Origin of the sequence: Campylobacter sp. BCW_6466, assembly GCF_001762835.1 — a bacterium.
Classification (GTDB): domain Bacteria; phylum Campylobacterota; class Campylobacteria; order Campylobacterales; family Campylobacteraceae; genus Campylobacter_D; species Campylobacter_D jejuni.
The window spans coordinates 1-26,665 of record NZ_MJXO01000007.1 but is presented as its reverse complement, the minus strand read 5'-3'; the positions used below and the strand labels follow the sequence as shown (position 1 = coordinate 26,665).

Annotated in this window: 27 protein-coding genes; 15 read left to right on the top strand and 12 right to left on the bottom strand. The window is 30.7% G+C overall.

What is annotated here, in order from left to right; translation table 11 throughout:
* Positions 1-118: 118 nt before the first annotated feature.
* The 10 genes from AJ887_RS00430 (at position 119) to AJ887_RS00385 (ending at position 12,480) form a co-directional block, all read left to right on the top strand.
* Positions 119-2,116, top strand: coding sequence for an OPT family oligopeptide transporter (locus tag AJ887_RS00430; protein ID WP_079264243.1), 1,998 nt, complete (start codon positions 119-121; stop codon positions 2,114-2,116).
* 73 nt (positions 2,117-2,189) lie between these two features.
* A complete protein-coding gene (locus AJ887_RS00425; RefSeq protein WP_070284659.1) occupies positions 2,190-2,993 on the top strand; it encodes an undecaprenyl-diphosphate phosphatase in 804 nt (267 codons plus the stop codon).
* 58 nt (positions 2,994-3,051) lie between these two features.
* The gene (locus AJ887_RS00420; RefSeq protein WP_070239779.1) at positions 3,052-5,214 is read left to right on the top strand and encodes a flagellin hook IN motif-containing protein; all 2,163 of its coding nucleotides are present in this window, start codon (positions 3,052-3,054) and stop codon (positions 5,212-5,214) included.
* Positions 5,215-5,338: 124 nt separating this feature from the next.
* The gene (gene thrS, locus AJ887_RS00415) at positions 5,339-7,147 is read left to right on the top strand and encodes a threonine--tRNA ligase (RefSeq protein ID WP_070239781.1); all 1,809 of its coding nucleotides are present in this window, start codon (positions 5,339-5,341) and stop codon (positions 7,145-7,147) included.
* Entirely contained in the window at positions 7,144-7,662 is a 519-nt protein-coding gene (gene infC / locus AJ887_RS00410; protein ID WP_070284657.1) for a translation initiation factor IF-3, read from the top strand. Before thrS ends, infC begins: the two co-directional genes overlap by 4 nt.
* A gap of 38 nt (positions 7,663-7,700) precedes the next feature.
* Entirely contained in the window at positions 7,701-8,792 is a 1,092-nt protein-coding gene (locus AJ887_RS00405) for a DNA adenine methylase (RefSeq protein ID WP_070284655.1), read from the top strand.
* Between the two features lie 163 nt (positions 8,793-8,955).
* Positions 8,956-9,984: an N-acetyl-gamma-glutamyl-phosphate reductase gene (argC, locus tag AJ887_RS00400; RefSeq protein ID WP_070284653.1), complete on the top strand. Its 1,029-nt coding sequence runs from the start codon at positions 8,956-8,958 to the stop codon at positions 9,982-9,984.
* A gap of 9 nt (positions 9,985-9,993) precedes the next feature.
* Positions 9,994-10,440, top strand: a complete 447-nt coding sequence (locus AJ887_RS00395; RefSeq protein WP_070233473.1) for a GNAT family N-acetyltransferase — start codon at positions 9,994-9,996, stop codon at positions 10,438-10,440.
* 3 nt (positions 10,441-10,443) lie between these two features.
* The gene (gene argB / locus AJ887_RS00390) at positions 10,444-11,289 is read left to right on the top strand and encodes an acetylglutamate kinase (RefSeq protein WP_083262099.1); all 846 of its coding nucleotides are present in this window, start codon (positions 10,444-10,446) and stop codon (positions 11,287-11,289) included.
* Between the two features lie 3 nt (positions 11,290-11,292).
* Positions 11,293-12,480, top strand: coding sequence for an aspartate aminotransferase family protein (locus tag AJ887_RS00385; RefSeq protein ID WP_083262098.1), 1,188 nt, complete (start codon positions 11,293-11,295; stop codon positions 12,478-12,480).
* A gap of 19 nt (positions 12,481-12,499) precedes the next feature.
* Here AJ887_RS00385 and AJ887_RS00380 read toward each other — a convergent pair whose 3' ends face one another.
* Entirely contained in the window at positions 12,500-13,129 is a 630-nt protein-coding gene (locus AJ887_RS00380) for a protein-L-isoaspartate(D-aspartate) O-methyltransferase (RefSeq protein ID WP_070283967.1), read from the bottom strand.
* Positions 13,130-13,217: 88 nt separating this feature from the next.
* On the opposite strand from AJ887_RS00380, the gene AJ887_RS00375 reads away from it, so the two are divergent.
* Entirely contained in the window at positions 13,218-13,766 is a 549-nt protein-coding gene (locus AJ887_RS00375; protein ID WP_002861022.1) for a gamma carbonic anhydrase family protein, read from the top strand.
* Here the strand turns inward: AJ887_RS00375 and AJ887_RS00370 are convergent.
* From AJ887_RS00370 to AJ887_RS00340, 7 genes are all read right to left on the bottom strand, one after another.
* Positions 13,735-15,108 (bottom strand): nicotinate phosphoribosyltransferase, encoded by a 1,374-nt coding sequence (locus AJ887_RS00370; RefSeq protein ID WP_079860411.1) that lies wholly within the window; start codon positions 15,106-15,108, stop codon positions 13,735-13,737. The two genes, AJ887_RS00375 and AJ887_RS00370, sit on opposite strands and share 32 nt — an antisense overlap.
* Positions 15,095-16,117, bottom strand: coding sequence for a ribonucleotide-diphosphate reductase subunit beta (locus AJ887_RS00365; RefSeq protein WP_070239791.1), 1,023 nt, complete (start codon positions 16,115-16,117; stop codon positions 15,095-15,097). Before AJ887_RS00365 ends, AJ887_RS00370 begins: the two co-directional genes overlap by 14 nt.
* A gap of 14 nt (positions 16,118-16,131) precedes the next feature.
* On the bottom strand, positions 16,132-16,542 hold the full coding sequence (locus tag AJ887_RS00360) for an RDD family protein (RefSeq protein WP_002870659.1): 411 nt from the start codon (positions 16,540-16,542) through the stop codon (positions 16,132-16,134).
* Positions 16,543-17,151 carry an orotate phosphoribosyltransferase gene (gene pyrE, locus AJ887_RS00355; protein WP_052859083.1) on the bottom strand — a complete coding sequence of 203 codons (609 nt, stop codon included), beginning with the start codon at positions 17,149-17,151 and terminating at the stop codon, positions 16,543-16,545. It abuts the gene before it with no gap.
* A gap of 2 nt (positions 17,152-17,153) precedes the next feature.
* A complete protein-coding gene (gene frr, locus AJ887_RS00350) occupies positions 17,154-17,717 on the bottom strand; it encodes a ribosome recycling factor (RefSeq protein ID WP_074470019.1) in 564 nt (187 codons plus the stop codon).
* Between the two features lie 9 nt (positions 17,718-17,726).
* Entirely contained in the window at positions 17,727-18,095 is a 369-nt protein-coding gene (secG, locus tag AJ887_RS00345) for a preprotein translocase subunit SecG (protein WP_070239792.1), read from the bottom strand.
* Positions 18,096-18,198: 103 nt separating this feature from the next.
* Positions 18,199-18,894 carry a Bax inhibitor-1/YccA family protein gene (locus AJ887_RS00340; protein WP_002851668.1) on the bottom strand — a complete coding sequence of 232 codons (696 nt, stop codon included), beginning with the start codon at positions 18,892-18,894 and terminating at the stop codon, positions 18,199-18,201.
* A gap of 160 nt (positions 18,895-19,054) precedes the next feature.
* Here AJ887_RS00340 and AJ887_RS00335 point away from each other — a divergent pair, with 160 nt between their 5' ends.
* Entirely contained in the window at positions 19,055-19,690 is a 636-nt protein-coding gene (locus AJ887_RS00335) for a carbonic anhydrase (protein WP_002851887.1), read from the top strand.
* On the top strand, positions 19,687-21,570 hold the full coding sequence (locus AJ887_RS00330) for a mechanosensitive ion channel family protein (RefSeq protein ID WP_070239794.1): 1,884 nt from the start codon (positions 19,687-19,689) through the stop codon (positions 21,568-21,570). Before AJ887_RS00335 ends, AJ887_RS00330 begins: the two co-directional genes overlap by 4 nt.
* Positions 21,571-21,592: 22 nt before the next feature.
* On the opposite strand, the gene AJ887_RS00325 is transcribed toward AJ887_RS00330, so the two are convergent.
* From AJ887_RS00325 to AJ887_RS00310, 4 genes are all read right to left on the bottom strand, one after another.
* The gene (locus AJ887_RS00325; protein ID WP_002861028.1) at positions 21,593-22,564 is read right to left on the bottom strand and encodes an iron-sulfur cluster assembly scaffold protein NifU; all 972 of its coding nucleotides are present in this window, start codon (positions 22,562-22,564) and stop codon (positions 21,593-21,595) included.
* Positions 22,565-22,573: 9 nt separating this feature from the next.
* Positions 22,574-23,755, bottom strand: coding sequence for a NifS family cysteine desulfurase (locus AJ887_RS00320; RefSeq protein WP_002870653.1), 1,182 nt, complete (start codon positions 23,753-23,755; stop codon positions 22,574-22,576).
* A gap of 177 nt (positions 23,756-23,932) precedes the next feature.
* Positions 23,933-24,334, bottom strand: a complete 402-nt coding sequence (locus AJ887_RS00315) for a hemerythrin domain-containing protein (RefSeq protein ID WP_070239796.1) — start codon at positions 24,332-24,334, stop codon at positions 23,933-23,935.
* 138 nt (positions 24,335-24,472) lie between these two features.
* Positions 24,473-25,639, bottom strand: coding sequence for a hypothetical protein (locus AJ887_RS00310; protein ID WP_070239798.1), 1,167 nt, complete (start codon positions 25,637-25,639; stop codon positions 24,473-24,475).
* 155 nt (positions 25,640-25,794) lie between these two features.
* On the opposite strand from AJ887_RS00310, the gene rpmI reads away from it, so the two are divergent.
* The gene (gene rpmI, locus AJ887_RS00305; protein ID WP_070233469.1) at positions 25,795-25,986 is read left to right on the top strand and encodes a 50S ribosomal protein L35; all 192 of its coding nucleotides are present in this window, start codon (positions 25,795-25,797) and stop codon (positions 25,984-25,986) included.
* A gap of 93 nt (positions 25,987-26,079) precedes the next feature.
* Entirely contained in the window at positions 26,080-26,433 is a 354-nt protein-coding gene (gene rplT / locus AJ887_RS00300) for a 50S ribosomal protein L20 (protein ID WP_070239800.1), read from the top strand.
* Positions 26,434-26,665: the final 232 nt, after the last annotated feature.

Below are 26,665 nucleotides of genomic sequence, written 5' to 3'. Positions count from 1 at the left end.
AAAATTTATAAAAATATAAGCGTTTTTTTGTATTATTTTATTTTGCTTTAGAGAAAAATTATAAATTTAAACTTATAAGAATATTTTTTAAGTTGAAAGTAAATTTTAAAACGGAGAAATGATGTACAAAAAACAAAATTTACCAGAACTTACCTTAAGGGGTTTGATTTTGGGAAGCATTTTAACTATTATTTTTACAGCTTCAAATGTATATTTGGGGTTAAAAGTGGGACTTACTTTTTCATCATCAATTCCAGCTGTGGTCATCTCCATGGCGGTTTTGAGTCTTTTTAAGACTTCAAATATTTTAGAAAATAATATGGTTCAAACTCAAGCTTCAGCAGCAGGAACTTTATCATCAGTTATTTTTGTTATCCCAGGGCTTTTTATGTGTGGGTATTGGAGTGAATTTCCACTTTGGCAAACTTTTATGATATGTCTTTGTGGTGGCGGACTTGGAGTGCTTTTTACTATACCATTAAGAAGGGCTATGGTAGTTGAAAGTAAACTTGCTTATCCTGAAGGTAGAGCCGCAGCTGAAATTTTAAAAGTAGCCAATAAAGATCAGAGTAATAAAAAAGGAAAACAAGGCATTAAAGAAATAGCATTAGGCTCTTTTATAGCTGCTATTTTTAGTTTATTAAGCAATGGTTTTAAACTCGCTGCAAGTGAGAGTAGTTTTGCTTTTATTTGGAATAAAATGGCTTTTGGTTTTTCTATGGGATATTCTTTGGCACTTTTAGGAGCAGGTTATTTAGTTGGTTTAGCAGGTGCTATAGCTCTTTTTGTAGGTATGTTTTTAGCTTGGGGTATTTTTACTCCCTATCTTTCAAATTTTGAATTCGATAGTGCAAAAAATGCCGTAGATTTAGCTTCTAGTGTATGGAGTTCTAAAGTAAGGCTTATAGGAACAGGAGCTATTGCTATAGCAGCGTTTTGGACTTTAATAGAACTTTTAAAACCCGTTATTGAAGGTATTAAAGAAATTGTTAAAAATGTTAAAATTACTAATCAAGAAAAAAATGAAAGAACAAATATAGATCTTTCTTTAAAAAGTATTTTTATACTTTTTGTTTTAATGGTTGTGGGTTTATTTATTACTTTTTATAGTTTTGTTGAAGATGCTAACTTAAGTATTTATTATCAAATGCTATTTTCATTTGTTGGAACTTTAGTTTCTGTTTTAATAGGTTTTTTTGTTGCAGCAGCTTGCGGATATATGGCAGGACTTGTAGGATCTTCTTCTAGTCCTATTTCTGGAATCGGACTTATTGGTGTTATTATTTCTTCTATTGTTTTTTTGGTTTTAGGTGTGGAACTTTTTCAAGATCCTATGCTTTCTAAATTTGCAGTAGCATTAGCTATTTTTACTACTAGTGTTATTTTGGCTACAGCTGCTATTTCGAATGATAATTTACAAGATTTAAAGACAGGACATTTAGTTGGAGCTACTCCTTGGAAGCAACAAGTTGCTTTACTTGTAGGCTGTGTTTTTGGTGCTTTGGCTATAGTTCCTGTTTTAAATTTGCTTTATCAAGCCTATGGTTTTGTTGGGGCAATGCCAAGAGAAGGTATGGATGCTTCATCGGCTTTAGCAGCACCGCAAGCGAATTTAATGAGTACTATCGCTCAAGGAATTTTTCATCACAATATAGAGTGGGGTTATATGGCTTTTGGTGTATTTGTAGGAATTTTAATGATTATTATAGATAAAATTTTAAGAAGAACACAGAAGATGTCTTTGCCACCTTTAGCCGTTGGAATAGGTATTTACCTTCCACCTGCTGTAAATATACCTTTAGTTATAGGCGGAATTTTAAAATATATTGTAATGCAATACTTAACTAAAAAATATACAAAAAATTCTCATAAAGAAGAAAAACTTGCAAGTTGTGAGCAAAGAGGCACGCTTTTTGCTTCAGGGCTTATAGTGGGTGAAAGTATTTTTGGGGTAATTATCGCAGGAATTACTGTATTTTCAGTAAGCATGGGTGGTAGTGAAAATCCTTTAGCTTTAAATTTAACAAATTTTCATGATAGCGAGCTTTTAGCACTTATCTTTTTTGTGGGAGTTGTATTATATTTCATTAAGCGTATTGTTAAAAAAGATGCTTAATTTTTGGGGTTAAAACCCCATTTAATCCATTCTGATATAATTTTTCTTTTGCAATTATCATTCAAGGATTAAAATGGAAAATTTATATGCTTTAATACTTGGAATTATAGAAGGTCTGACTGAGTTTTTACCTATTTCTTCAACAGGACATATGATTTTAGGTACGACTATTTTAGGTATTGATATAGATGAGTTTTGGAAAAGTTTTTTGATTATTATCCAGCTTGGTTCTATTTTGGCGGTAATTTTTGTATTTTGGCGTAAATTGTTTCAAGGGCTTGATATTTGGTTAAAACTTGCAGTGGGATTTTTTCCTACTGGAGTTATAGGGCTTTTTGTGGCAAAATACTTAAATGCTTTATTTAATGGTTGGGTTGTGGTTGGAATGCTCATTTTTGGTGGTGTTGTGCTTATTCTTATAGAACTTGCGCACAAAAATAAACAATATCGTATCAATTCTTTAGAAGAAATAAGCTTTAAACAAGCTTTTTGTATAGGTATTTTTCAATCTTTAGCCATGATTCCTGGAACTTCAAGAAGTGGAGCAAGTATTATTGGTGGGCTTTTGTTAGGATTTAATAGAAAAGTGGCTGCTGAATTTAGCTTTTTGCTTGCCATTCCAACGATGATTATTGCTACAGCTTATAGTATTTATAAAGAGCCTGAATTACTGAGTAACGCAAATTCTTTAATTCCTTTAGGCATAGGTTTTATCACTGCTTTTGTCGTTGCGGTTTTAGTTATAAAATTTTTCTTAAAATTTATTTCTAAATTTAATTTTATCTCTTTTGGAATTTATCGCATTATTTTGGGGCTTATTTTCTTTTATTTATATTACAGCGGAATTTTAAATATAGGAAATGAGTTTAACTTATAAAGATAAAAATAATAAAACTATGGTATACTTTCAAATATTCTTAAATATAGGGTGATTAGTGTTGAGAATTAATACCAATGTTAATGCTTTAAATGCTTATACTCAAGCTAATTTAAATCAACAACAATTACATCAATCCTTAGAGCGTTTAGGTTCTGGTTTGCGTATCAACTCTTCTAAAGATGATGCTTCAGGAATGTCTATTAGCAATAATCTTTTGAGTTATGCACATACTTTAAAACAAGCTAATAATAATGCAAATGATGCTATAGGGATACTTCAAATTGCAGATAAAGCTATAGATGAGCAATTGAAAATTTTAGATATTATTAAAGCTAAATCAACCCAAGCAGCTCAGGATGGCCAAACTTCAAAAACAAGGGCAATACTATTGTCAGATATTAATCATTTATTGGAAGAGTTTGATGCAATTTCTAATAATACAAACTATAATGGCATGAGTTTACTTAATGGGAATTTCATCAATAAAAAATTTCAAATTGGATTTACCTCTAATCAAGTTATACAATCAAGTATTCTTTCTACGAATTCAAAAAAAATAGGAAATACGCGCTTTGAAACTAGTGCTAATATTATTGCTGGAAATTATGGAAATATTGATGTAAAAATTAATTCTATGTTAGATGGTAAAGAATATACTATTTCAAATATTGAAATAGGTAGTGAAACAAATCAAGGAATTGGTAGTTTAGCAAATGAAATTAATAAAATAAGTGACAAAACAGGAGTTAGGGCGTATTATAATGTTATTACCAAAGGGACAAATACAATTAAGTCTGGAAATACTGGGGATGATTTTAGTATAAATGGTATTAATATTGGAAGATTGGAAATAAAAAATGGAGATTCTAATGGAGCTTTAATTCAAGCTATAAATTCCATTAAAAATGAAACAGGAGTAGAGGCAAGTGTTGATGCTTTTGGATATTTGAATTTAAAATCTTTAGATGGTAGAGGCATTACTATAAAAGATAGTTCTAATGGTATATTTGGTATAGCATCTTTAAGAAGTGTCCAAGGGGTAGTGTCTGAGGTAGAAAAATTTAAAGCAACAAGTGATGGTGGTATCATAATAAATGGAGAAGCTGTTGAAGGTGCAACTAATATAACTGATTTTATAAAAAATGTTAATAAAATTACCAATAAAACACAAGCAATGGCAAAAATTGAAAATGGGAATATTGTTTTTGTGCCTCTTGATGAAAGCAAGTCTTTGCAAATTAGTGGTAATGAAGTAAGAACAAAACTTGGCATACCATTAACAACAGTTAGAGGAGACTGGGTTGATTCATCTAAAGCTTTTATTAAAAGACCTGCGGATGAAGACAATCCACCCAGTTTAGCTTTGTATGTATTATATAATGGCGAAGATAAGCCTAGATATACTCCAAATATTAAATTAGAAGGTAAGGCAGATGGAATATATACTCTTTATGATGTAGCAGAGTGTTTCAATAGAATGAGTACTCAAACAGGAATTAAAGCCTTTGTAGAAGAAAATGAACAAGGTCAAGTAAGATTGTGTTTTGATATGCCTGATAACGTAAGCACTATAAAAGGAATTAGCACAGGTTCAAAACCAGAAGGATCTTCAGGTGATGCATATAGTTTAGGTTTTGGTGGAAATAAAGAGCGTACAGCTGATGGAGCGAAAATGACTACTATATGTGAAAATTATGGGCGTTTATCTTTGGTGGGGTCTAGTTCTTCTGATATTTCTATTAGCGTTAATAAAGATGGTTTAGAGCAAAATGGTTTGCTTGGGATGAGCACCGATTTAAAAGGCTTCTATCAGACCAATGTAAGTTTAAAAGAAATGACCGGGACTTTAAGTTTAGAACAAGAACATGCAATGGGTTTTTATGGTTCTATTTTTGATTCTATTTTAATGGAAGGCAAAGGTTTAAGTCTTAAAAAAGCTATGGCTTTAATGGATGTAAGTGAAAATGCTATTAAAGATCTTAATAAAATCAGGTCAGATATCGGAAGTGTGCAAAATCAACTTCAAGCAACAATAAATAATATTAGTTTAACTGAAATTTCGCTTTTAAATTCGGCTTCAAATGTTAAAGATCTTGATTTTGCTAATGAAAGCATTAAATATACAAAGTTGTTTATAATTACACAAAGTAATATAAATGCACTTTATAAAGCAAATATTTTAAAATCACAAATTTTTTTTAATCTTTTTAAATTTTAATTTTTCTTGATAGCAACTATTTTTTAAAAATAAGCTGAATTTCAAAAATAATTAAGTCTTAGAAAGTTAAAATTAGGACTTTATAAACACTCGCAGGGTAAGTGAGCAACAAAGGGTTAAAAATATGGAAAAAGAAGTTATTGCGTATTTGGACAATGAGACAATAATTGACTCTCAAAGTGTGAAAGATACAAATTTAAAAGAAATTTATTTTGATAATTCTAAAGAAAGTTTAGAAGTAATCCGCCATTCTTGCGCACACTTAATGGCGCAGGCGATTAAGAGCTTGTATCCTGAGGCTAAATTTTTCGTTGGTCCTGTTATAGAAGATGGATTTTATTATGATTTTCGTGTAGAAAGTAAGATTGGCGAAGAAGATTTAGTAAAAATTGAAAAAAAGATGAAAGAACTTGCTGAAGCAAAGATTGAAATTTTAAAATATGAAATCACAAAAAACGAAGCTTTGGCTAAATTTCAAAATGATGATTTAAAACAAGAAGTTTTATTGCGTATTCCTGATGGAGCTGTAAGTATTTATAAACAAGGTGAATTTGAAGATTTGTGTCGTGGTCCTCATGTTCCAAATACGAAATTTTTACGCTTTTTTAAACTCACTCGTGTTGCAGGAGCGTATTTGGGTGGCGATGAAAAAAGAGAAATGCTTACTCGAATTTATGGTACCGCTTTTGCAGATAAGGAAAGTTTAAAAGAGTATTTAACCATTATTGAAGAAGCTAAAAAACGCGATCATAGAAAGCTTGGAACAGAGCTTAAGCTTTTTACTTTTGATGATGAGATCGGAGGAGGTCTTCCTATTTGGTTGAGTAACGGTGCAAGACTTAGATCTAAACTTGAACATATGCTTTATAAGATCCATCGTTTACGTGGTTATGAGCCTGTGCGTGGGCCTGAACTTTTAAAAGCAGATGCATGGAAAATCAGTGGGCATTATGCAAACTATAAAGAAAATATGTATTTTACACAAATTGATGAACAAGAATATGGCATTAAGCCTATGAACTGTGTGGGACATATTAAAATTTATCAAAGTGATGTAAGAAGCTATCGTGATTTGCCTTTGAAATTTTTTGAATATGGCGTGGTACATCGTCATGAAAAAAGTGGGGTTTTGCATGGGCTTTTTAGAGTGAGAGAATTCACTCAAGATGATGCACATATTTTTTGTATGCCAAGTCAGATTAAAGAGCAGGTTTTAGAAATTTTAGCTTTTGTGGATAATTTGATGAAATTATTTGATTTTAGCTATGAGATGGAAATTTCAACTAAACCTGAAAAAGCCATAGGTGATGATGAAATTTGGGAAGTAGCAACTAAGGCTTTAAAAGAAGCTTTAGATGAACAAGGTTTAAAATACGGCATTGATGAAGGTGGCGGGGCTTTTTATGGTCCAAAGATTGATATTAAAATTACCGATGCTTTAAAAAGAAAGTGGCAATGCGGAACTATTCAAGTTGATTTTAACCTGCCAAGTCGTTTTAAACTCGAATATACTGATAGCAATAATGAAAAAAAACAACCTGTAATGTTGCATCGTGCGATTTTAGGTTCTTTTGAAAGATTTATAGGAATTTTAACCGAGCATTGTGCGGGTGAGTTTCCATTTTTTATTGCACCAACTGCTGTGGGTATAGTACCAATAGGTGAAGCACATATTGCTTATGCAAAAGAAATTCAAAAAGAATTATTAGAGCTTAATATCGATAGTGAGGTGTATGAAAAAAATGAGAGCTTGAGTAAAAAAATTCGTATCGCTGAAAAACAAAAATTACCTATGATTTTAGTTTTAGGTGATGATGAGGTGACAAAGCGTAGCGTTGCTTTAAGAGATAGAAGAGCTAAAGAACAAAAAAATCTTAGCTTGGACGAATTTATTAAATTAGTTAAGGAGAAAATGAGTGAGGTGCACTTTTGAGTAAGGAAAAAGAAGTATTGCTTAATGAAGAAATAAGAGCGGATGAAATCAGATGTGTTGGCGATGATGGTAAGGTTTATGGTATTATCAGTAGCAATGAAGCTTTGGAAATTGCAAATCGTTTAGGGTTTGATCTTGTAATGATAGCTGCGGACGCTAAGCCGCCTGTTTGCAAGATCATGGACTATGGTAAATTCCGTTATCAACAAGAGAAAAAACAAAAAGAAGCAAAGAAAAAACAAAAAGTGATTGATATAAAAGAAATCAAACTTTCTGTAAAAATTGCTCAAAATGATATTAATTACAAGGTAAAACATGCTTTAGAATTTTTAGAACAAGGTAAGCATGTGAAATTTCGTGTATTCTTAAAAGGTCGTGAAATGGCAACCCCTGAAGCAGGCGTAACCTTGCTTGAAAAAATTTGGATCATGATAGAAAATGAAGCTAATCGTGATAAAGAGCCAAATTTTGAAGGTCGCTATGTAAATATGCTTGTAACTCCAAAAAAAGCTTAATCCATTTTTGTGGATAAAGCTTTTAAAGGTTTTAAATTTTGAAAGAAAATCCTTTTTTTTTAAAAGAGCAAATCATAACTTATCTTGGAAATAAAAGAGCACTTTTAAGTTTTTTAAATAAGGGCTTTAATGTAGCTAAAAAAGAACTCGGCAAGGATAAATTTAGTTTTTGTGATATGTTTAGTGGCTCAGGTGTTGTCAGTCGTTTTGCAAAGGCATACTCGAGTTATATTTTAGCTAATGATTTAGAAGATTATTCAAAACTTATCAATAAGTGTTATCTTGCTAATAAAGATAAAGATTTGCTCCAAAATCTAAAAAAGTGTTATAAAAATTTAACCCAAAATTTAGATTTTCAAAAAGGTTTTATCAGTGAGCTTTATGCTCCAAAAGATGATGATAATATTAAAAAAAATGAAAGGGTTTTTTATACTTTTAAAAATGCTTTATATCTTGATACTATGAGACAAAAAATTGAAAATGAAATTCCAAAAGAATTAAAGCATTTTTTTATAGCCCCTTTAATTTATGAAGCTAGTGTGCATTCAAATACTAGTGGAGTTTTTAAAGGTTTTTATAAGGGTAAGGATGGCATCGGAAAATTTGGTGGCGAAGGACAAAATGCACTTAAACGCATTAAAGGGGAAATAGAGCTTAAAATGCCTATTTTTTCAAATTTTTCTTGTGAATTTGAAGTGATGCAAAAGGATGCAAGCATGCTTGCAAAAGAACTTGATTTTTTTGATGTGGTTTATCTTGATCCTCCTTATAATCAACATCCTTATAGCTCTAATTACTTTATGTTAAATTTAATCGCAAATTATAAAAAACCTGAAGAAATTTCTAAAATCAGTGGCATTCCAAAAGATTGGAATCGTAGTACTTTTAATAAGTCAAAATTTGCCCAAGATGCTTTATTTGAACTTATTAATGATTTAAAAGCAAGAGTGATTTTACTTTCTTATAATTGTGAAGGTTTTGTAAAAAAAGAAATTTTTTTAAAGCGTTTAAGTACTCTTGGAAAATGTCGGATTTTAGAACAAAAATATAATACTTTTAGAGCTTCTCGCAATCTTAAAAATCGTAATATCCATCTTCATGAACAACTTTATATTTTAGTTAAAAATTAAATTCTTGTTGCTAAAATTATTTTTTATTTTGCATGATTAAATTAATTTTATTTTTTCAGATGTTTTGATTTTCGAGCAATAAAGATAAGGTTAAAGAGAATAATAGTTAAAATTTTTAACTTTTTTTGTTTATAATACTTCCTTTTACATTTAAAGGATAAAGATGAAAATAAAAGTTGGGATTTTAGGAGCGAGTGGTTATGCAGGTAATGAGCTTGTACGCATTTTGCTTAATCATCCCAAAGTTGAAATTTCTTATTTAGGTTCGAGTTCTAGAGTGGGGCAAAATTATCAAGATCTTTATCCTAATATCCCTTTAAATTTATGTTTTGAAAATAAAAATTTAGATGAGCTTGAACTTGATCTTTTGTTTTTGGCTACTCCGCATGAATTTAGCGCTAAGCTTTTAAATGAGAATTTGTTAAAAAAGATGAAAATCATTGATTTAAGCGCAGATTTTCGTCTTAAAAATCCTAAAGATTATGAGCTTTGGTATAAATTCACTCATCCTAATCAAGAGCTTTTGCAAAATGCGGTTTATGGACTTTGCGAGCTTTATAAAGAAGAGATAAAAAAAGCAAGTTTAGTGGCAAATCCAGGTTGTTATACCACTTGTTCGATCTTAAGTCTTTATCCGCTTTTTAAAGAAAGAATCATTGATTTTAACTCAGTTATTATTGATGCAAAAAGTGGAGTAAGTGGAGCAGGAAGAAGTGCAAAGGTGGAAAATCTTTTTTGTGAAGTTAATGAAAATATCAAAGCTTATGGTTTGGCTTCACACCGTCATACTCCTGAAATTGAAGAACATTTAAGCTATGCGGCCAAAGAGAAAATCACTTTACAATTTACCCCTCATCTTGTACCTATGCAAAGAGGAATTTTAATCAGTGCTTATGCAAATTTAAAAGAGAATTTGCAAGAACAAGATATACGCGATATTTATACAAAATACTATCAAAACAATAAATTCATAAGGCTTTTACCGCCGCAGTCGTTTCCGCAGACTCGGTGGGTTAAATCAAGCAATTTTGCGGATATCAATGTTAGTATAGATCAACGCACAAGGCGTGTTATTGTGCTTGGTGCTATTGATAATTTAATTAAAGGTGCAGCAGGACAAGCTGTTCAAAATATGAATTTAATGTTTGATTTTGATGAAGATGAAGGACTTAAATTCTTTGCAAATTTGTAAAGGATAAAAATGTTAATACGAGCTATGCAAAAAAGCGATTATGAAGTCGTTTATAAGCTTTGGTGCGAGATAAAAGGCTTTGGGATAAGAAGCATTGATGATAGCAAAGAAAATATAGAAAATTTTTTAGATAGAAACCCAAATCTTAGCGTTGTAGCAGTGATTGATGAAGAAATTGTAGGAAGTATACTTTGCGGGCATGATGGACGCACAGGGGGATTTTATCATGTATGTGTACATAAAGATCATAGAAAAAAGGGTATAGCACACGAGATGACGAAATTTTGTCTTGAGGCTTTAAAAGCTCAAAAGATCAATAAAATCGCCTTAATCGCTTTTAAAAACAATGATTTGGGCAATGAGTTTTGGAAACATTATGGTTTTACTTTAAGAGAAGATGCGAATTATTACGATCTTTCTTTAAATGAGTATAATCAAACTAGCTTTAATGTTTAAGGAATGATCATGCAAAAATATTTAGAAAAAGCCAATGTCTTAATCGAAGCTTTACCTTATATACGCAAATTTAATTCTAAGATTATACTTATAAAATACGGTGGATCAGCTATGGAAGATGAAGAGCTAAAGCATTGTGTGATGCAAGATATAGCTCTTTTAAAACTCGTGGGTTTAAAGCCTATCATTGTACATGGTGGAGGAAAAGATATTTCTGCTATGTGTGAAAAATTAGGCGTAAAGAGTGAGTTTAGAAACGGCCTTAGAGTTAGTGATAAAGCCACTACTGAAGTAGCAAGCATGGTTTTAAATCATATCAATAAAAATTTAGTCCATAGTTTGCAAAATTTAGGAGTTAACGCCATAGGGCTTTGTGGTAAAGATGGCGCACTTTTAGAATGTGTGAAAAAAGATGTAAATTTAGCTTTTGTTGGCACGATACAAAAGGTAAATTCGAAAATTTTAGAAGAGCTTTTAGAAAAAGATTTTTTACCTATCATTGCTCCTATTGGCATGGATGAGGATTTTAATACTTATAATATCAACGCTGATGACGCAGCTTGTGCGATTGCTAAGGCTTTAAGGGCTGAAAAACTTGCTTTTTTAACCGATACTGCAGGGCTTTATGAGGATTTTAATGATAAAAATTCTTTGATTTCTAAAATCAGTCTTGAACAAGCTAAAATTTTAGCTCCTAAAATAGAAGGTGGCATGCATGTAAAATTAAAATCTTGCATTGATGCTTGTGAAAATGGAGTTAAAAAGGTGCATATTTTAGATGGGCGCGTGAAGCATTCTTTGTTGCTTGAGTTTTTTACTGATGAAGGTATAGGCACTTTGGTGGGTTAAAGAATGAAAATGGATTATAAAGAACAAAGTCATATTATCCCTACTTATAAGCGTTTTGATATAGTTTTAGAAAAAGGGCAGGGGGTTTATCTTTTTGATGATAAGGCTAAAAAATATCTTGATTTTTCAAGTGGTATAGGCGTTTGTGCTTTAGGATATAATCATGCTAAATTTAATGCTAAAATCAAAGCTCAAGTGGATAAGCTTTTGCATACTAGCAATTTATATTATAATGAAAACATAGCCACTGCGGCTAAAAATTTAGCTAAAGCTAGTGCTTTAGAGCGTGTTTTTTTTACAAATTCTGGTACAGAAAGCATAGAAGGAGCAATGAAAACAGCTAGAAAATATGCCTCTAACAAAGGTATTAAAAGTGGACAATTTATTGCTTTTAAGCATTCTTTTCATGGGCGTACTTTAGGAGCTTTATCGCTTACTGCTAATGAAAAATATCAAAAGCCTTTTAAACCTTTAATTTCAGGGGTTAAATTTGCAAAATATAATGATATTTCAAGCGTTGAAAAACGAGTAAATGAAAAAACTTGTGCTATTATCTTAGAAAGCGTGCAAGGAGAAGGTGGGATAAATCCTGCAAATAAAGATTTTTACAAAGCCTTAAGAAAGCTTTGCGATGAAAAAGATATATTATTAATCGCTGATGAAATTCAATGTGGCATGGGTAGAAGTGGAAAATTTTTTGCCTATGAGCACGCACAAATTTTGCCTGATATCATGACTTCAGCTAAGGCCTTAGGTTGTGGGCTTAGTGTGGGTGCTTTTGTAATAAATCAAAAAGTAGCAAGCAATTCTTTAGAAGCGGGTGATCATGGAAGCACTTATGGGGGAAATCCTTTGGTTTGTGCAGGAGTGAATGCGGTTTTTGAAATTTTTAAAGAAGAAAAAATTTTAGAAAATGTCAATAAACTCACGCCTTATTTAGAGCAAAGTTTAGATGAGTTGATAAAAGAATTTGATTTTTGTAAAAAACGCAAAGGCTTAGGGTTTATGCAAGGGCTGAGCCTTGATAAAAGTGTAAAAGTATCCAAGGTCATTCAAAAATGCCAAGAAAATGCACTTTTACTGATAAGTTGCGGGGAAAATGATTTGAGATTTTTACCTCCTTTGATTTTGCAAAAAGAACATATTGATGAAATGAGTGAAAAGTTAAGAAAGGCTCTAAAGAGTTTTTAATAAATTTTGTAAAAAAAGTTTATTCTTTTCCATCTACTATAGGCACAAATAAACATTCTTCTAAAATTTCTTTTTGTAAATTTGTGCCATTTTTTCTAAGGCGTGTGATGAATTGTTTGCCATTGTGTAAAATAGGAGCGACTAAAATCCCGCCATCGCTTAATTGATCGAGTAAAATTTCAGGAATTTGTGTCGCATAAGCAGAAAATAAAATTCTATCATAAGGAGCATAATTTTTCCAGCCATTTTGTCCATCATCAAATTTTACATTGATATTAAAAAGTTCTAATTCTCTGAAAGTTTGAGCGGCTTTTTTGGCTAAATTTTCTATGCGCTCTATGGTAAAAACACGCCTTATGACTTTGCTTAAAATCGCAGCTTGATAGCCGCTTCCACAACCTATCTCTAAAATACTATCAGCATTTTTAAAATCTAAAGCCATAGTCATTTTAGCTACAGTTAAAGGCGAACTAATCCATTGAGAATTTGCCAAAGGCAAAGCATCAAGGCGATAAGCATGGGCTTTTAAAGGAGAAAAAATTTCACGCGGAATTTGACAAAAAGCATTAAAAAGTTCTTCATTGATAAAAACTTTTTGTGCGATTTCTTCAGTCATATTTTGACATCTTTTTTGTTCAAATGCGTTCATTACTTCTCCTACAAATTTAAATAAAAATTGTAACTAAAAAAGTTGAAATAGAGTTAAACTTAGCTATACTTAAATAAAAAGGAAAAAAATGCTTATAAAATTTAAAAATCATAGTCCCAAACTAGGTCAAAATGTTTTTGTTGCAGAGGGGGCTAAAATCATAGGAGAAATAGAAATAGGAGATGAAAGTAGCATTTGGTTTAATTGTGTTTTAAGAGCCGATGTTAATTTTATAAAAATTGGCAAAAGAACCAATATTCAAGATCTTAGCACGGTGCATGTTTGGCATAGGGAATTTGATGAAAAAGGAAAGTTAAAAGATGCTGGTTTTCCTACAATAATAGGAGATGATGTAACCATAGGACATAATTGCGTTATCCATGCTTGTGTGATAAAAAATCGTGTTTTAATCGGAATGAATGCTGTTGTCATGGATAATGCTTTGATAGAAGAAGATAGCATAGTGGGTGCTGGAAGCGTTGTAACAAAGGGTAAAAAATTTCCGCCACGCTCTTTGATACTTGGAAATCCTGCAAAATTTGTGCGTGAATTAAACGATGAAGAAATAAGCTTTCTAAAACAATCCGCTTTAAATTATGTGGATTTTAAAAACGAGTTTTTAAAAGATCTTCAGTGATATTTTGAAGTTTAGGTGAGAGTTTTACTTCAAATTTCACAAAACGATCAAGATCTAAAAAACTCTCATCGAGTTTTGAGATTTGCTCTTTTGTATAATCTTGAATAGTATTTAAAGATGACTTTTTAAGAAGTCTTTTTTCTTTGTAGACTAATTCTAAAAGTTCTTTGCGTTCTAAATTTTCATCTTGATTTGGGTTTTCATCAAAAACATAAAGCTCATCAAAAAGGATTTTTTGCGTGTTTTTATCATAAACCCTAAAAAGCTTTTTAAAATGAGGTAGGGTTGATTTTTCGTTATTTTCGCTGATTTTGATTTTAGGTTTTATGCCTTGATCTTCTAAGGCTGCGAGTTTATAAACGCAACTAAAAATAGGATCGCTTGAAGCAGTGATCAATCTTTCGCCTACACCAAAGATATCAATAGGTGCGTTTTGTTCTTTGAGTTTTTTAATGCTCCATTCATCAAGGGCGTTAGAAGCTATGATTTTGCATTTTTGAAGTCCTGCTTGATCAAGTTCTTGTCTGATTTTCAAACTTAACTCAAGTAAATTTCCAGAATCTATTCTCACACCGCCTTCTTGGATGCCAAATTCTTTAAAAACTTTAATCGCATTTTTAAGTCCGCTATTTAGACAATCATAAGTATCGATCAAAAAAACAGGATTTTTTGGATAAATTTTTACATAAGCTTTAAAAGCTTCAAGTTCATTTTCAAACATTTGCACCCAAGAATGTGCCATAGTTCCATTAATAGGGATATTATAAATTTTTCCTGCTAAAGTACAAGCACTTCCTATGCAACCTCCTATAAAAGCTGCTCTTGCCCCTTTTAAGGCTGCTTCACTTCCTTGCGCTCTGCGTGAGCCAAATTCTAAAATTTTACTGTCTTTAGCTGCACGCACGATACGATTGGTTTTGGTAGCAATAAGACTTTGGTGGTTTAAACTTAAAAGTAAAAAAGTTTCTAAAAGCTGTGCTTCTATGGTTGTAGCTTTAATACATAGCAAAGGTTCGTTTGGAAAAATCACTTCTCCTTCACGCATAGCATAAATTTCACCTTTAAATTTAAAGTTAGCTAAAAAATCTAAAAATTCTGTATCAAAAATACCTTGTTTTCTTAAAAATTCTATATCTTCTGCATCAAAACTCAAATTTTCAACAAAGTCTAAAATATCTTCAAGACCTGCAAAAATAGCAAAAGATCCTGAATCTGGAATTTTTCTAAAAAATATATCAAAATAACAAATTTGATCTTTTTTATTGTTTTTGAAATAGCCTTGAGACATTGTAAATTCATAAAAATCACAAAGCAAGGCTAAAGAAGTTTTAGAAGTCATCAAAGCTTATGCTACCCTTAGAATAATTCGTTACTTTACTTTCAAAGAAATTGCTCTTTTGATCGTTAAATTTTGAAAAATCATCTACCCATTTAATAGGATGTTTTGCATTGTATAACTTGTCTAAATTGATTGCGCTTAATCTTTGATCTACAAGATAATGGATATATTCTTCTATGATATCATCAGTAAAGCCCATGATTTGATTTTGAGTGATGTATTTACCCCATTTAATCTCAAGATCTCCAGCTTTTTTAAACATATCATAAATTTTATTGATATTTTCATCATGGAACAAATCAGGTCTTTCTTTGCGTACTGAATTGATCATATTTTGAAATAATAAAAGATGTGTGATTTCATCTCTTTGGATAAAGCGGATCATTTGTGCTGAACCTAGCATTTTTCCTGCACGTGCAAGTGCGTAAATAGCAGTAAAGCCACTATAAAAATATACTCCTTCTAAAATTTGATTTGCCACCATAGCCAAAAGAAGTTTATTATCATCTACATCGCCTGCTAATTCTTCATAAATGCTTGAAATAAAGTCATTTTTTTCACGCAAAGTTTCATCATGCTTTTCCATTTCATAAATCAAATCTGTATTATCGCAAATCGCTTCTACCATAACAGCGTAAGATTTTGAATGGTTTGCCTCTTCATAAGCTTGGCGTGCTAAAACCGCATTGATTTCAGGAGCTGTGATGTAAGGATTGATATTATCTGCTAAATTATTAGTTTGAAAACTATCCATAGAAATAAGCTGACTCCAAACCAAATCATACATTCTTTTTTCACCTGCAGTTAAATTACAGCGATAATCAAGCGCATCTTTAGTTGTATCCACTTCTTTTGGAAACCAAGTATTTGCCTCCATTAAATCCCAAAGTTTTAAAGCCCAAGTATATTTTGCCTTAGTGAAATTTAAAATTCCATGTGGGTTACCATCAAAAACTTTACGATCTCCTAGGGTTTCGTTTGAGTTTGGATTGTAAATTCTTTTTCTTTGCATTTTTTAACCTTTCTTTATGCTTTGGTGGCTATACAACTTTGAGTTAAAATATCGTGTAAATTTAAACGATCTTTTCTTACAAAACTGACAAATAAACCAAAGAGTAAGCCAAAACTTATAATAAATATCACATATCTTAGTAAAATTCTAAGAAAACTTAGTTTCTTTCCCGTTTTTATATCAATAAGATATAAATCATATGCTTTAAGACCTGGGCTTTGTGCCTTTTTTGTTAAAAAAATAGCTTGAATCAAACCAAATAAAAAAGTACATAAAGTTGTGATAAAATGGTTGTTTAAAAAAGCTTCTTTAGAGCCTAATATAAAATAAAATAAATATAAAATAGGAACATAAATAAGAAAAATATCTATAAGCAAAGCTCTAAATCTTAGCCATCTAGAGCTAATTTTTGCTTTAGTTTTCATTTAATTTCCACGACTTCCTGGTTTTATGGCTTTGCTCCCTTTTTTACAAAGCGGACAATTTGTTTCATCATAAATTTCAAATTCAAAATTTCCTAGAGTAAAGAGTGGTAAATTTTCAGGTAATTTCGCATTATCTTTTCTTGGAGATTTTAGATTTTCTACCGCACAAAAACCACGATTTGCTAATGCTGCAAAACCTACAACAATGCCACCTAAACTTTTAATGATTTTTGCACTCTCTAAAGCACTACCACCTGTAGTAATGATATCTTCACAAATTATAAATTTTTCACCCTTTTTTACTTCAAAACCACGTCTTAGAGTCATTTCTTTATTTACTCTTTCAGTGAAGATAAAACGTTTACTACAAGCTCTTGCAAGCTCATAACCTGCTAAAATTCCACCTAAAGCAGGAGAGCAAATGCTATCAAATTCTATCTTATAGCTTGCAATAATCTTTGCAAGTTCATCACAAAGTTTTGCTGCTAATTTTGGATCCTCTAAAACTTTTGCACTTTGAAGATAAAACTGTGAATGTTTACCTGAACTTAGTAAAAAATGTCCTTCTAAATAAGCACCACAATCTTTATAAATTTGCTCTAAATTCATCGTTAAACCTTTAAAAGTTCACTTTCTTTGCTTTTTACACTCTCATCAATTTTTGTTGTGTAGGCGTCAGTAAGTTTTTGCACTTCATCATAAGCTTTTTTTGCTTCATCCTCGCTTATTGCCTTATCTTTTTCTAGTTTTTTAACTGCATCGTTGGCATCTTTGCGTATATTTCTTATAGAAACTTTTGCCTTTTCACCCATAGCTTTAGCTTGTTTTACATTTTCTTCTCTTTGCTCTCTAGTCATCGGAGGAAAAAATAATTTTACACTTTCGCCATCATTGTTTGGATTGACACCGATATTTGCAGCTGCAATAGCGCTTTCTATGGTTTTTAGTAAAGGTTTTTCCCAAGGAGTGATGCTAATAGTTGAAGCATCACTTGCTAAAACAGTTGCTACTTGATTTAAAGGAGTTTGAGTTCCATAATAATCCACTGTAATGTGATCTAAAATATGGGTATTAACTTTTCCAGTTCTTAAAGTGGTGAAGTCTTTTTTTAAGGCTTCTAAAGATTTTTCACTTTGGGTTTTTTGTTTGTTAAAAATTTCACTTAGCATTATCATTTCCTTTAATTATTTACTTGAATTAACATCGCTTGGAAGTTGTGGTGCACTTGGAGCGATAGAATTTGTATTTGGGGTAGCAGGTGCAATAGGAGCACTTGGAATAGTAGTGTTGTTTTCTACTTTAATTTTCTCTGCTAGAGAGTCCTTGCTAGTTTTATTGTATAAATAACCAAGACCAATAGTATTTGCAATAAGTAAAATTCCCATAATAAAGGTAAATTTTGCTAAAAATCCAGCCGGTCCTTTGGCGCCAAATAAACTTTCATTGCTTCCACTATAAGCTCCAAGTCCTATACTTGAACTTTTTTGAAGTAAAACTGCTATACAAATAACTACAACGATGATAAATTGTAAAATGATTAAAAGAGTGATCATTGAAAATTCCTAAAAGTTAATTTTTAAATGATTATTTTAGCTAAATAAAACTTGAAAAGTTTTGAAACTTGATAAGTTTTTGTGAGAAAAATCCCACAAAAACTTATCTGCTATTGAAGCTTCTTAAGATATTAAGTAAAGATACGAAAAGATTAACAAAATCAAGATAAAGTGCTACTGCACCTTCGATTGGAGTTTCATAATTTCCGCGGATAATATTTTGCGTATCATAAAGAATGTAAAATGAAAATAATATTGCAGCTACTGCTGAAATAGCTAGATTAACTATACTGCTTTGGAAGAAAAGGTTTAGTAAAGATGCTGCTACAATAACGATTAATACTATAAATAAAGCTTTGCCCATAACAGTAAAATCTTTTTTTGTATTCATAGCAAATACACTAAGTCCTGCAAAAGCAACCGTTGTTAAAGCAAAAGCTTGAGCGATGATAATTCCTCCAGCTGGTAGAGCTAAAACTGAAATAAGTAAAGGTGTAAGCGTTAAACCTGAGCAGAAAGTAAAACCAAAAAGTAAAACAAGATTTAATGGAGCCTCTCTTTTTTTCCATTGCAAAGCAAATAAAAGTCCGATTTCAACAGCAAAAAGGATCCAAAAAGTTACTTGTGATTGTATAAAAAATGATGCTAAAGCAAAAATTCCTACATATGCACCTACTGTTGCAGCTAATAATGAAGCAGCAAAAAGTTGATAAGTTTGTTTAATAAAAATACTTAATTCGCTTGAGCGTGTATTTTCAAATTCTTTTGATCTTGAGTAGTCTCTATCATAAAGACTCATAAAATTCTCCTTGCAAAATTGTTAGATTTTTTAAAATCTTGAGCGAAATCTAACATATTAGACTAAATAAAAAGTTAATTTATATAATATCTTGATGCTTAAATGAAATCTTTTCTGAAATTTTGTTATAATTTCAAGATTTTAGTTTTAGGTTGGTTTTATGGAAAATCTTATTAGCGGTGCGATTAAGTTTATGCAAGAAGACTTTAAGGAGCATGAAGAACTTTTTGAAAGTCTAAAAAATAAGCAAAATCCCCATACTCTTTTTATAGGTTGTTCTGATTCTAGAGTAATTCCAAATTTGATCACTAATACAGGTCCAGGTGAGCTTTTTGTAATACGAAATATTGCAAATATAGTTCCACCTTATCGCGTTGGAGAAGATTACTTGGCGACAACTTCAGCAATAGAGTATGCTTTAAATTCATTGCATATTAAAAATATCGTCGTTTGTGGCCATAGTAATTGTGGAGGTTGCAATGCTCTTTATTATTCTGATGAAGAGTTAAATAAAATTCCTAACGTGAAAAAATGGCTTACTATGTTAGATCCGATAAAAAAAGATGTGATGATTTTTGCAAGAGACGATTTGGCTATGCGTTCATGGCTTACAGAAAAATTAAATTTAGTAAATTCTTTGCAAAATATACTTACTTATCCAGGCGTGCAAGAAGCTTTAGATGAAGGAAAAATAGAAGTACATGCTTGGTATTATATTATAGAGACAGGTGAAATTTATGAGTATGATTTTAAAGCAAAAATTTTTACTTTAATACAAGATAGGAAAGTTCAATGAAGAAAATTATTTTTAGTTTATGTTTTTTTATTTTATACCTTGGAGCACAAGAATTTAAATTTATTGATGCGAATATTAGTAAAGAAGATGAAGGAATTTATGCTTTAGTTGAAAAATATGTTGATCTTAACAATCAAATTAAAGAATTTAAGAAAAACAATGATGAAAATTCAAGCACTTTTAATGGTATTTTAAGTGAATTTGAAAAAGACAAAAAGACTATTTTAGCAAAAATACCCGATATGATAGTAGGACAAAAGATTAATGAAGAGGCAGTGGCTAGATTTTTAAAAGCAAAAGAAAAATTACTAGATGTTCAAAAAAAGAATATTAATAAGCCTTACATTTATACAGATGCCACTCTTAATCTAGTTTATTTTAACATTGTGGAAAGTTTTTATTCTTCTTTGTTTGAAGTGGAAAAACTTTTTAAAAATACAGCAAGTAGTGAAGATTTAATTGCTACTGTTGATAAGGCAATGGAAAATTTACAAAATTCTTCTAGTGTAAATTTAGATAGTTTTAAAAGCAAAATTACAAATCCAGAAGAATTGGAAAAAATTACCCTAAAAGAAAGATATATTGCTAACGCTCTAGATTCTTATTCTGAAATTCTTAAGTATTTACGATCAAATGCAGATTTGCTTGAAAGTAATTATATTTTTTCACTACTTGAGCTTCAAGTTTGGATAGATCGTATAAACGAGGCAATTGGGGTAAGTTTTGTTAATATCGGAAAAATAGTAATTTCTGCTTTGGTTTTAGTTTTTTTTATATCTTTAAGACGTTTTTTTGCAAATATAGTATATTTTTTCCTTGTTCGGCTTTTTTATAGAAATAAAAATGATGTAGATGATATTAAAGTTATTTTTATTGAGAATATTAAAAAACCAGTGAGTTTTTTTCTGATTGTTTATGCTATTTCGATTTGTCTTACTATAGCAACTTATCCTGCACCTTTAAGTATTAATTTGAGTAATTTTTTCCACATAATTTATGCGGTTTTGATTGCATGGCTTATTTTAAAAATGCTTGATGGTTATGGAATGGTACTAGTTTCTAAGCTTGCTCAAAAAAGCGGAAAAAAAGAAGTTGTAAATTTAATTATTAAAATTTTATATTTTGTTATTATTATCATAGCTTTATTATATATCCTTGCTCAGCTTGGTTTTAATATTTCAGCTATTATTGCATCTTTGGGAATTGGTGGTTTAGCTGTTGCTTTAGCAGCGAAAGATATAATTGCAAATTTCTTTGCTTCTATACTTTTACTTTTTGATAATAGTTTTAATCAAGGAGATTGGGTAGAGGTTTCAGGTATAGAAGGAACAGTAGTTGAAATAGGACTTAGAAAAACTACTATTAGAACTTTTGATAATTGTCTCGTATTTTTACCAAATTCAACTATTATGGGGGCTAATATCAAAAATTGGAGTAAAAGACGCATGGGTCGCCATGTTAGAATGTATTTGGGTGTTGGTTATGATGCTACTCCTGAAAAATTAGATCAATGTGTAAAAGATTTGAAAGAATTTTTGGATACAAGTGATTTGGTAGCTCACGATGAGGATAGTGCATTAAAATATGGTGATCATACGACAAAATATCGTCAAAATCTTGTATCTATTAACGATTTAGAAGGCTATAAAAATGCTTGTTATGTGGCTTTAAGCGAATTTGCAGATAGTAGTATTAATATAGAGCTTTATTTTTATACCAAAAAAATAGGCGCAAAAGATTTTAGGGAAGCTAGACAAAGCTTAATGCTTGAGTTTATGCGTATAATCGAAAAAAATGGTTTAACTTTTGCTTTCCCAAGTCGCAGTATTTATATAGAAAATTTACCACCTCTTGATTTGCAAGCAAAAGCTATAAAATAGCAAGATTTTATCTTGCTATTTTTTAAACCGGCATAACGCGTATATTTGGACTTAATTCTTCTTGTAAAATCGTTTCAATAGCATAAAGTGTCGCACCACTTCCACTAGAACAACCACTACAAGCACCAAGATAACGAATATAAACATCAATTGCTGCACCTTCAGCCTTTTGTATATCAATCACTTCCAAATCTCCACCATCATTATGAAGCATAGGGCGAATTTCAGCATCTAAAACACTTTCAACTGCTTTTAATTGTCCTACTACGGTCATTTCATCAAAAGCCACATCACTTTTCATTGTATTTTTGAGTTTTTCTCTATCCATCTCGGCTCTGGTTTCAGCTAAAATATCTACAAGGTAATAATCTCTTTTTTCATGTCCGCCTGGCTTGATACAGGATTTGCAAAAAGCACCTGCTTTAGTATATTGTGTGATTTCTTCTACACTATGCAAATCATTAAGTTTAATCACTTCTTTAATAGTTCCAAGACTTACTCTAGCGCACTCACAAACTATAATTTGATCTTCAAAATCTTCAGGACTTATACCTTTATAATGAGCTGCTGCTTGTTTGATTACATCATAAGCCATAACCGAACAGTGCATTTTTTGAGGTGGAACAGCTGGAGTTTCTGGATTATCACGCATAGCAAATTCCACATCTAAATTTGTGATTTTTACTGCTTCATCTACAGTTTTTCCTATGCAAAGATCTACCATAGTATCGCTACTTGCTATAGCTGTACCACAACCAAAACTTTTAAATTTTGCATCGATAATTTTATCAGTTTTTTCATCTACAAGCCAAAAAAGTCTTACTGCATCGCCGCAACTTTCTGCACCAAAATCAGCTACGATCAATTTTGCATTGCGTGCTTTAGCATCTTCTTCGCTAAATTCTCCCATATGTTGAGGATTATTCATTCTATCTTGAACTTTTTGTGAATACTCATCCCAAATGGATCCACCAATTAAACTATTTTTTCCCATTTTTCATCCTTATTTGTAATTATTTGGATTATAAGCATAAGTACAAGAAATTGCTCTTAATCTCTGTGTTGCATTTTTAATTTGTTTTGCTGCATAATCAATTTCTTCTTCAGTGTTAAAACGTGACAAAGAAAGTCTTAAAGCTGTATGCGCTAAATCATGCTCCGCACCGATAGCTTCCATAATAGGATTGCTTTCTAAAGCTTCACTTGCACAGGCTGAGCCCGTACTTGCTGCTATACCATTTTTATTTAAATCCCAAAGCATTGCTTCGCCTTCAACACCTTTAATACTTGCTAAGATTGTATTAGGCACACGGTGTTCCCTTTTTCCAACAACTGTTGTATCAGGCAAGGCTAAAATTTGATCTTCTAGTTTATCTCTTAAACGGCGTATATGAGAATCTTCAAAATCAAGCATAGTATTTGCAATACGCAAAGCCTCGCCCATAGCCACTATGTAAGGCACATTTAAAGTCCCACTTCTACGACCACCCATGTGTTCTCCACCGTGTAAAAGTGGAGTAAGTTTAAGTCCTTTTTTTATAAAAAGTCCACCCACACCCTTTGGTCCATGAAATTTATGTGCCGAAAATGAAGCAAAATCAACTCCTACTTGAGTTAAATTAACCTTTATTTTACCTACTGCTTGAGTAGCATCTGTATGAAAAAGAGCGCCAAATTCATGTGCAAGTTCCGCCATCGCTTTAATATCAAAAATCATACCTGTTTCATTATTTGCCCACATAACACTTACAAGTGCTGTTTTATCGCTAATCACTTTACGTAAATCTTCTACAGTAGAAACCCCTTCTTCATTTACAGGGAGTTCTATGACTTTTACTCCAAGACTTTTTAAAAAATAAGCAGCAGCAGTAACAGCAGGGTGTTCTACGCTAGAAATAATCACTTCATTGCGTTCCTTATCTAAAATATGATCAAAATACACACCCTTAAGCACCCAGTTAATGCTTTCTGTTGCACAGGAGGTTACAACTATATCATCTAAGTCATTTGCTCCAAGCCCTGCATAAAGTTTGTCCAAAGCTTCTCTTAAAGCAGGATGTGTTGTGCTTCCATATTGATGAAGGCTATTTGGATTTCCATACATATCCTTTAAAAAAGGTAGCATCAACTCATAAGCATTAGGATCAAGCATCGTCGTTGCATTGTTATCTAAATATACTTTCACTTTAAAATCCTTAATTTATCCTTAACTTTAATTAGGATATTTTTTATCTTTATTCGAAAACGGATAATAACAAAAATTTATAAAAATTAGGTTAAAAATTATAACAAAAATAAAATGTTAAAGTAAAATTTTAAAGTGAAATATTTTGTGAATTTCATATAGTAAAAATGAGAAATACTATTTCTTAAATTTTTCTTCGTAATACTTTACTATTTTTGAATCTTCTTTGACTGTATGTTTAAAGATAAAATCTTGAACAACGAGATCTAGCTTTTCAATCATTATATTTACAAATTTAGCTTCACTGATGATAATTTCTTCAATTTCTAAGATAATTTTTCTGTGAATTCTTGTATGATGGTTGATATAAGGATATTCTATTTCTCTCATAAAGGCTTCTTCATCTGAAAAATGTCTATTGATTATTATCAACAACTCTCTTAAGACAATTTTTAATTCTTTTGTTTCAACATGACGTTGGCTCATTAAAGAGAGTTTTTTAGAAATTTCAAAAAGTTCTTTATGTTGATGATCTAAAAGATCATTATTCATTGAAATAATTTTTTCATTATAAATCATGGTTTTGAGTGCTTTTATATTTATATTTTTTCGGGGGCGAATTATAATGTTATTATACTTAAAATTTTATTAATTACTCATATAAAAATTATTATTATTGAAATATTTATAATTTATATATTTTTTATAAAAATTATTTTAAATCATCACAGACATATAAGAGTTTAGAATTTTATTTATATTTGCTTGTTTTTGGCGACGATCTAGAAAATTTTCTATAGAATTAGAGCGTAGTTGATTTACTTCTTCTAATCTTTGCGTGTCTTGACCTTGGTTTTGATATTGTTTTTTAAGAGTATCAAAATCATTGCGATTTTGATCGATATAAATTTGAAATATTGAGCTTGAATTTGCAAATTCTCTTAAATCCATATCTTTTTGGTAGTTAATATATTGTTGAAAAAATACAGATAGTTTGTCTTGAGTACTTGTTTTTTTATCTATACCATTAACATAAAGATAAAGATCAAAACTCATCTTTTTTTCATTTTCTTTTTTGATGTAATCTTCTATATCCATCTCGCCTTTAAGAATTTTTTGTAAATTTTGATGAGAGCTCAGTTCTAGAGTGATAGGTTTCATAAAAAAGTTAAATTCTTTTTCATTTTGGGTTTTTATATCATGGTATATAAAATTCATTAAAAGACCAGATTTTGATACTTCTGCGTTTTTAGTTAAATAAGGTTTTAAAATTTCATTAGAAGAAGTATTCTCTATGGCTTTATTAAAATGAAAATTAGTTATTTTGTTATCTAACATTAAGGTATTTAAATTTGTGATATTGCTTAATGCTAAATCAATTTCTTCTTGATTGTTGTAAATTCTTGAAATTTGGCCCAAAAATTCTCCATTATCTGTTGAAAAACCTGATGATAGTTTTGAAATAAAATCGCGATTTAAATAAGCATTATCATCTTGTAAAAATTCTGAATTTATAGATTTTAATGAACTATGATAGCTATTTAAAAGATAAGGTAGATCAATTTTATTATAATTTAAAATTTCATCTTGTTTCGTGAGTTCTTTTGCTATACTTCTAACGCTTTTAATGTTAATATCATAAGATTCTGGTATATTGGCAATTTTATTTAAATCTTTATCGAAAAAACCTTCTTCATTGATTCTAAATCCAAATTCACTAGCATAAGTGGTATTATTAAAAATATAACTTAATTGTTCTAAGCTATTTTCATTTCCTTCTTGTTCTAAAGCTTTGCTATCTTTAATCAAATTTAGAGCAGAGCTATTCTGTAAAGGATTAGATAAAGTTAAATTTTGATACGGATTTGCCGAATTTATAGTCATTTTAAATCTTTCCAAAATATTGCTGATTTTTTATAAGCAAAAGGTGTGCCAAGTTTTTTAAAAATTAAATTCAGTCAAAAATTAGAAAACATTTGATAGTATTTAGCTTTTCTTTTAATTTGAAAAATAAAAATTTATCTAAATAAGGAAAGCGTATGCCAAAGATGAAAAGCGTTAAAAGCGCAGTTAAACGCTTCAAAGTAGGTAAAAATAAAATCAAAAGAGGCTCAGCTTTTAGAAGTCATATTTTGACTAAAAAACCTGCAAAAAGAATGCGTGATCTTCGCACAGCTAAATATGTGCATAACACAAATGTAAAAGCTGTTGAAAAAATGCTAGGAATTTAAGTTTTTGACTAAAAGTCATTCAAACTCCCCTCTGAGATAAAATTTCAAGGGTAAGCTCCAAATTTGGACGCCACTTTATGAAAGGAAATAAAAATGGCAAGAGTAAAAACAGGTGTTGTTAGACGCCGCAGACACAAAAAAGTTTTAAAATTAGCACGTGGTTTTTATAGTGGACGCCGTAAACATTTTAGAAAAGCGAAAGAACAATTAGAAAGAAGTCTAGTCTATGCTTATCGTGATAGACGCCGCAAAAAAAGAGACTTTCGCCGTCTTTGGATTGTGCGTATCAATGCTGCTTGTAGGCTTAATGATTTAAGTTATTCAAGATTTATCAATGGTCTTAAAAAAGCAGGTATTGAACTTGATAGAAAAATTCTAGCAGATTTAGCTATGAATGATACTGCTGCTTTTGCAAAAATTGCAGAGGCCGCAAAAAAAGCACTTTAATTTTTTAGTGTAAGAATTTCAAGATTCCATCTTGGAATTCTTAAAATTCTAATAAACCCTGTAATATCAATTTTTATTTTTAAAATCTTTCTTAATTTTATTCATTAATTGAATTTATAAATTTGAAGTAATAAAATCACATTTATTATATACGGTTAAATTTTAAATTATCCAAAAAAACATCCATCCCAATAATTTTAAAATTATCAGGATGAAATTTTAATAAGTAGGA

Coding starts and splice junctions, on each gene's coding strand:
- AJ887_RS00310 (WP_070239798.1), bottom strand. CDS start 25,639: ATGACTATAAATTCGGCAAATCCGTATCAAAATTTAACTTTATCTAAT.
- AJ887_RS00335 (WP_002851887.1), top strand. CDS start 19,055: ATGGAAAATCTTATTAGCGGTGCGATTAAGTTTATGCAAGAAGACTTT.
- AJ887_RS00425 (WP_070284659.1), top strand. CDS start 2,190: ATGGAAAATTTATATGCTTTAATACTTGGAATTATAGAAGGTCTGACT.
- AJ887_RS00315 (WP_070239796.1), bottom strand. CDS start 24,334: ATGATTTATAATGAAAAAATTATTTCAATGAATAATGATCTTTTAGAT.
- AJ887_RS00330 (WP_070239794.1), top strand. CDS start 19,687: ATGAAGAAAATTATTTTTAGTTTATGTTTTTTTATTTTATACCTTGGA.
- rpmI (WP_070233469.1), top strand. CDS start 25,795: ATGCCAAAGATGAAAAGCGTTAAAAGCGCAGTTAAACGCTTCAAAGTA.
- AJ887_RS00325 (WP_002861028.1), bottom strand. CDS start 22,564: ATGGGAAAAAATAGTTTAATTGGTGGATCCATTTGGGATGAGTATTCA.
- AJ887_RS00380 (WP_070283967.1), bottom strand. CDS start 13,129: ATGAACGCATTTGAACAAAAAAGATGTCAAAATATGACTGAAGAAATC.
- AJ887_RS00340 (WP_002851668.1), bottom strand. CDS start 18,894: ATGAGTCTTTATGATAGAGACTACTCAAGATCAAAAGAATTTGAAAAT.
- argB (WP_083262099.1), top strand. CDS start 10,444: ATGATCATGCAAAAATATTTAGAAAAAGCCAATGTCTTAATCGAAGCT.
- AJ887_RS00430 (WP_079264243.1), top strand. CDS start 119: ATGATGTACAAAAAACAAAATTTACCAGAACTTACCTTAAGGGGTTTG.
- AJ887_RS00375 (WP_002861022.1), top strand. CDS start 13,218: ATGCTTATAAAATTTAAAAATCATAGTCCCAAACTAGGTCAAAATGTT.
- AJ887_RS00365 (WP_070239791.1), bottom strand. CDS start 16,117: ATGCAAAGAAAAAGAATTTACAATCCAAACTCAAACGAAACCCTAGGA.
- frr (WP_074470019.1), bottom strand. CDS start 17,717: ATGATAATGCTAAGTGAAATTTTTAACAAACAAAAAACCCAAAGTGAA.
- thrS (WP_070239781.1), top strand. CDS start 5,339: ATGGAAAAAGAAGTTATTGCGTATTTGGACAATGAGACAATAATTGAC.
- argC (WP_070284653.1), top strand. CDS start 8,956: ATGAAAATAAAAGTTGGGATTTTAGGAGCGAGTGGTTATGCAGGTAAT.
- AJ887_RS00395 (WP_070233473.1), top strand. CDS start 9,994: ATGTTAATACGAGCTATGCAAAAAAGCGATTATGAAGTCGTTTATAAG.
- AJ887_RS00360 (WP_002870659.1), bottom strand. CDS start 16,542: ATGAAAACTAAAGCAAAAATTAGCTCTAGATGGCTAAGATTTAGAGCT.
- AJ887_RS00385 (WP_083262098.1), top strand. CDS start 11,293: ATGAAAATGGATTATAAAGAACAAAGTCATATTATCCCTACTTATAAG.
- pyrE (WP_052859083.1), bottom strand. CDS start 17,151: ATGAATTTAGAGCAAATTTATAAAGATTGTGGTGCTTATTTAGAAGGA.
- rplT (WP_070239800.1), top strand. CDS start 26,080: ATGGCAAGAGTAAAAACAGGTGTTGTTAGACGCCGCAGACACAAAAAA.
- secG (WP_070239792.1), bottom strand. CDS start 18,095: ATGATCACTCTTTTAATCATTTTACAATTTATCATCGTTGTAGTTATT.